Source organism: Bacteroides sp. RTP31139st1_H2_RTP31139_211217 (assembly GCF_040227615.1).
Lineage (GTDB): Bacteria > Bacteroidota > Bacteroidia > Bacteroidales > Bacteroidaceae > Bacteroides > Bacteroides uniformis.
Genome location: NZ_JBCNZM010000234.1, coordinates 1 through 5305, shown reverse-complemented (window position 1 = coordinate 5305; position 5305 = coordinate 1). Strand labels below are relative to the sequence as shown.

Sequence of the window (5305 nt, the reverse complement as noted above, 5' to 3'; positions counted from 1 at the left end):
ATTTTGCAGGAAAAAGATAAGACCCCGTTCAATTTGAAACTTATTTCCTTATTTGACAAAAAAACACAGGAAATAGGTATAACAGGAGGAGAACCAACTCTTATTGGGGATAATCTCTTTACGCTGGTAAACTATATCAAGAAAGAATTACCTCATACAGCAATCAGCATTCTGTCTAATGGTGTAAAGTTTGCGGACAAAGAATACGCAATGAAGTTAGCTAAATGCAGACATCAGGATTTGCAAATAGATATACCTTTATTCTCGGATATTGCGGACGAGCACAACCGTATTGTAGGAGCTAAAACATTCTACAAGACAGTTCAAGGACTATATAATTTAGCATTATTCCGTCAGCGTATAGGATTACGTATAGTCGTTCATAAGCAAACTTACAAACGACTTCCTCAATTTGCGGATTTCATCTATCACAATTTCCCTTTTGTCGTCCAAGTCGCTTTTATGCAAATGGAAACAACTGGCTTGGCGAAAGAAAATTTTGAAGAACTATGGATAGACCCGTATGATTACAATAGGGAATTGCGTGAAGCGGTTTTACTGCTTGCAGATAGAGGAATGAAACCCTATATTTATAATGCGCAATTATGTGTATTACCCGAAGATATTCGTTGCTATGCTCAGCAATCTATTTCGGATTGGAAAGACATATATATCCCCGAATGCGATGGTTGTGTGTTGAAAGGGCAATGTGCGGGATTCTTTGAGTCTAATAGACAGGCTCATAGTACGCACATCAAGAAAATAGAACATATATCATCCGATATATCGTGTTAGGTAACTGAATGTTTAATTAAAAAAAGGAGGTATCAATGAAGAAACTCTTGTTCTTTGCGGTCTCTGCAATCCTTGCAGGTGCAAGCTATTGCTCCTCTGTTAGTGAAAAGATTGTCGCTAAGGTAACCAATAGCGACACTCAAATCGAACAGCAGCAGGAACAATCATTGGTGTTGGAACAGTCCTCTGCCGAGTTTAAACTACTCGCCAGCCACAGTTCTCATAGCAGCCATAGCTCGCATAGTTCACACAGTTCTCATCGCTCTCATAGTTCACACTATTCGAGCAGATAAGAAATTAACAATCAACGGACGGGTTAATTAATTAGCTCGTCCGTTTTGTTTCACTTTATTCCATTCACTTACAGTAGTTGTTGTTTTTTGTAGTACCTTTGCTCTAAAATTGGAAATTATGGGAATAACAAAAGATGAATTAACCTTGAGATTGGATAGAGTAAATGGTTGGATTAATAATTGCGACCAGAAATCTAGTATTTTATTGGCTATTGAAGGTGTTGTACTTACTATTTTGTGTACCTCTGATTACATTAGTTTTATACACCAACAACTAATCATGCCAATATACAATTATTATGAAACAGGAAATGGTGTATTTTCAATAATCAACACCGTTCAACTATTTATACTGGCAGCAATGTTTATCCTTATTTTCCTCTCTATTTTTTACTCGCTTCAAGTTATAAAAGGAACAATAGACACTAATTTGTTTAAGCAGCCCGGATTGACTGAAAAATCACTGTTGCATTTCACCACTATATCTAACAGAAGTTTTAATGTATTTAAAAATGATATTGCAAATCAGTCCGAAGAATCAATGTTAAACGATTTGTATTCGCAAGTATATATCAATTCGTCCATTTGTAATAACAAATTCAAATACCATAAAAAATCAGTGAGGTGTTTTTGTTCCTTCCTATTTTTGCTTGTTTTGATTTCATTTATTCAACTTATAACTCTATAATGTATGGGATTAAAAGATTTTATAACAGACGTGAGGAATATGATAGATGATGTTCATACAAAAGGTTTTACGTATAATACATCTTCGAAAGTACCTTCCTTATCTGATTGCGATTTAACATATGAAAGTGGAGATGCTAAAAAAGGCAAGTGTATTGAAACCTGTGTTTTATTTGTTGATATTCGAAATTCAGTAGAATTAACCCGTGAACATGATACAGAAACAATGGGCCGAATTTATACTGCATTCACAAAGGGAGTACTGAATGCTGCAAGAGAACATGATGGATATGTGAGAAACATCATAGGAGACAGAGTTATGGTAGTGTTTCCTGTTAGTAACTGTTTTGTTAATGCAGTAAATTGTGCTATTACAATTAATCACATTTCCCAAATAATTAATGAGATATTTACCTCTGTTGATTTTCATTGTGGTATAGGTGTTGATTATGGAGAAATGCGAGTAATAAAGGTCGGTATTGAACGCAAAGGGAACGAGAATACAGAAAACAAGGGATTGGTATGGGTTGGTAAACCAGCGAACCTTGCTTCGCGGCTTACTGACTTTGCTGGAAAAACAGTTGAAGATGAATTTTATAATGTAACTGGGGATTTCTATTATTACGACCCGTTAGGAATTCCGTCATTTTTGTGCAAACCACGCAATGGTTGGTTTAAAGATAGTAGAAAACTAACTGCGGAGCAGCTTGCACGTGAATTAGATTATTCTCCTGTCAATGGTTTAAATATTCATATCCGTAACATTTCTTCATTTAAGAGAATAACAGAGAAATACGAGTATAGCCCTATATTGATATCTGATGAAGTACACAGAGAGTATATAAAACAAAAATCTCAAGAATCTAAACATTGGAAACAAGAAACAAGAGAGATAAAAGATATAACATATAAAGTTTGGGGAGCAGATTTACATTGGAAACTAACATAGATGCTTTGTGGAAAACATTTGAACTAAGTAGAAACGATAATACGAGTAAATCATCTTCTGTTTTCTATTTTTCTTATGACATGATTGAAAAAACAATAAGATTGATTATTTTTGTCGGCAGAAATGAGTTACTTGAGAAGCAAATCAAGGCAAAACGTTGTAAATGGCACAGTTGCCAAATCATTACCTCAAAATCGGGTAATTCTCCCAAAGTCCTTTGTATAAGGCACAAACAATAGCTTTCCAGATTTAATGAAAAAAAACATGAATACACAATTGCTAAAGAAGCTGTATAGCATTCACAGCCCGAGCGGAAAGGAACAGAATATGATACGTTTCCTCCGTTCCTATATCGGAACACTTCCCGGTAACATATCCGTTTCACAGGACCGATACGGAAATCTTTATGTGATAAAAGGAACGGGGGAAAACTATCCCTGCCTGGTCAGCCATATCGACCAGGTGGCACACTGCCACCACTCCAAGGATTTCAAGGCGATAGAGACAAAGGACATCATTTTCGGCTATTCCCCGGGCAAAAGGCGGTTTGAGAATCCGGGGGCGGATGACAAGAACGGAATATTCATCTGTCTGGAATGCCTGAAAAAATACGATACCATTAAAATAGCTTTCTTCAGGGAGGAGGAAACCGGATGCGCGGGCAGTTCCAACGCAGACATGCCTTTTTTCAACGACGTACGGTTTGTCATCCAGCCCGACCGGAAAGGCAATTCCGACCTGATTACAAGCATCGGTTTCTCGGAACTTTGTTCGGATGAGTTCATAAAAGCGGTAAAACCGGAAGAATGAGGTTATAAGAAGAACAACGGGTTGTTGACCGACGTAATGGTCCTGAAAGGAAACGGGATGGGCGTCAGCTGTGTCAACTTGAGTTGCGGTTATTACAACGCCCATTCAGACCACGAGATAACGGTCAAGAAAGACCTGATGAAAGGCCTGCTATTTGTAGAGCATATCATTGAGGATTGTACCGCTGTCTATCCGCATACGGGCATATTCAACGACCGTTATGAGTGCGAGGATGAAATCCATGACATCCTAAGACAAGATCCGGCACTGACGCCGGAAGACCTTCAATATATGTATGCCACTAATTTCCCGCACTTGAAGCCGGAAGATTACGAAAGGATTTGCCAAGACTACCGGACATTGTGGGCGGGAAACGAACAAGACAGGGAACATCCTTAACCCATATTTGCAGGACAATACAACCATTACGAACCGCAACCGGCTATAACCCAAGCCTATTGGAGCATCCGTTTTGGTTGTACTGTCAAAAAATATCAAAAGAGTAGCAGCAGGCGGCTTTTCACAAACCGACATCCCGCAACTGCAAGTAAAGATAACCAGAAAAGAAGAAATTATTTTTTGGACTCTTCCAAAGAGAGTTTGCGGAACTCCTTCATCAGTTTTTCCAATTCCAACGAAGCTTTGCGGGCACGAGCACCTGCGGCCTTGTTATTCTTTTCAATCTGAAGCGCAGCATCGGTAGAAAATGCGGCATATACATCCTGTATTTGAGTCAACAATTCGTTCATATAAACCTTTATTTAATTAATAATCGGCACAAAAATAACGAAAATAATCAAGAATGAAAATGATTCTGTAGTTTTATCATTCAAAACGACATTCAATACCCCCCTTCACATAATCCTTCCAACAATCATACGTTTCATCGCTTACGGCACAGATATTCATTCAAATCCTTATAACCGGCATATTCCTGTGAAAGGTCATGTACGCGGCTGCCATATTTTTCTCTCATCGCCATCACCGTATTATTTCCGGCAGCATCATTATCCAGACAGGTGTAAATGTCATCATATCGTGAAAGAAAGGAAAAAGCCTTCGGCAAGTTGCTGACGGAGTTCAGCACCAGGCAATCCCCCTTCGTCCAAAGAGGAAAGGCCGGCTCAAAAGACAGAAAGTCCATAAATCCCTCGAACACATAACACCTGCCCGTTTCCTGTCCATTCGTGATACAAGTAATATCCTTGGGGGAGATACAAGCCTTAAAAAATCTGTTCCGTATCTCATACCCACCGGAAATATTGGGAAAGGCAATGGCAAAATAATTTTTTCCGTTCCGCTTGAAGGAGGCCTCCCTGCATATCTTCCCCGCTGTTTCCACATCAATGCACCGTTCTTTCAGATAAGCAAGCAATATACGGTTGGCAAGCGGCCTGATTTTCAACTCCTGAAAGGCGGGTGCCGCCTCTTCAACAGGGCAGGAGATTGTAACCGGTTTCAAAACCGCCCTTTTATCTTCAATACACCGCAGCACATGACTTATATCATCTGTCCGGTAAATTTCCTTAGCCAGGGTAATAATATCCCCGCCCTTCCCCAGACCGAAGTCATACCACAATTCTTTCCGGAGATCAATCTTGAAGGAAGCCTCCTTTTCCATCCGGAAAGGAGACTTGTACCACACACTGTTCCCGCGCTGTATGACCGGGTGATGCCCCAGTCCTCCTAAAAAATCAACAAGCCTGATTTTCTTTGCTTCCTGTATGTTCATAGCATGACATTTTTCATGAACTGATCACTTGTTATACAC

General features: G+C 39.2%; 6 protein-coding genes and 1 pseudogene. 5 read left to right on the top strand and 2 right to left on the bottom strand.

Translation table 11 applies throughout. The features are described from left to right. From hxsC to ABUA47_RS22730, 5 genes and pseudogenes are all read left to right on the top strand, one after another. The coding region (gene hxsC, locus ABUA47_RS22750; RefSeq protein ID WP_349832101.1) for a His-Xaa-Ser system radical SAM maturase HxsC at positions 1-795 on the top strand (795 nt) is incomplete at its 5' end. A gap of 35 nt (positions 796-830) precedes the next feature. Then, positions 831-1088: a His-Xaa-Ser repeat protein HxsA2 gene (gene hxsA2, locus ABUA47_RS22745; protein WP_016272192.1), complete on the top strand. Its 258-nt coding sequence runs from the start codon at positions 831-833 to the stop codon at positions 1086-1088. A 118-nt stretch (positions 1089-1206) separates the two neighbouring features. Further along, positions 1207-1776 carry a Pycsar system effector family protein gene (locus tag ABUA47_RS22740; RefSeq protein ID WP_219915886.1) on the top strand — a complete coding sequence of 190 codons (570 nt, stop codon included), beginning with the start codon at positions 1207-1209 and terminating at the stop codon, positions 1774-1776. 3 nt (positions 1777-1779) lie between these two features. Beyond that, positions 1780-2724 (top strand): adenylate/guanylate cyclase domain-containing protein, encoded by a 945-nt coding sequence (locus ABUA47_RS22735; protein ID WP_181215284.1) that lies wholly within the window; start codon positions 1780-1782, stop codon positions 2722-2724. 264 nt (positions 2725-2988) lie between these two features. Continuing rightward, positions 2989-3933, top strand: a pseudogene (locus ABUA47_RS22730) (hypothetical protein). 173 nt (positions 3934-4106) lie between these two features. Here the strand turns inward: ABUA47_RS22730 and ABUA47_RS22725 are convergent. Both ABUA47_RS22725 and ABUA47_RS22720 read right to left on the bottom strand, forming a co-directional pair. After that, complete coding sequence (locus tag ABUA47_RS22725) at positions 4107-4283, bottom strand: histone H1 (RefSeq protein ID WP_138272015.1); 177 nt, start codon at positions 4281-4283, stop codon at positions 4107-4109. Positions 4284-4417: 134 nt separating this feature from the next. Continuing rightward, positions 4418-5266, bottom strand: a complete 849-nt coding sequence (locus tag ABUA47_RS22720; RefSeq protein WP_138272014.1) for a toprim domain-containing protein — start codon at positions 5264-5266, stop codon at positions 4418-4420. Between the last annotated feature and the right edge of the window lie 39 nt (positions 5267-5305).

What these genes read in the sequence shown, in the direction of transcription:
- ABUA47_RS22740 (WP_219915886.1), top strand. Translation starts at nt 1,207, where the DNA reads ATGGGAATAACAAAAGATGAATTAACCTTGAGATTGGATAGAGTAAAT.
- ABUA47_RS22735 (WP_181215284.1), top strand. Translation starts at nt 1,780, where the DNA reads ATGGGATTAAAAGATTTTATAACAGACGTGAGGAATATGATAGATGAT.
- ABUA47_RS22725 (WP_138272015.1), bottom strand. Translation starts at nt 4,283, where the DNA reads ATGAACGAATTGTTGACTCAAATACAGGATGTATATGCCGCATTTTCT.
- hxsA2 (WP_016272192.1), top strand. Translation starts at nt 831, where the DNA reads ATGAAGAAACTCTTGTTCTTTGCGGTCTCTGCAATCCTTGCAGGTGCA.
- ABUA47_RS22720 (WP_138272014.1), bottom strand. Translation starts at nt 5,266, where the DNA reads ATGAACATACAGGAAGCAAAGAAAATCAGGCTTGTTGATTTTTTAGGA.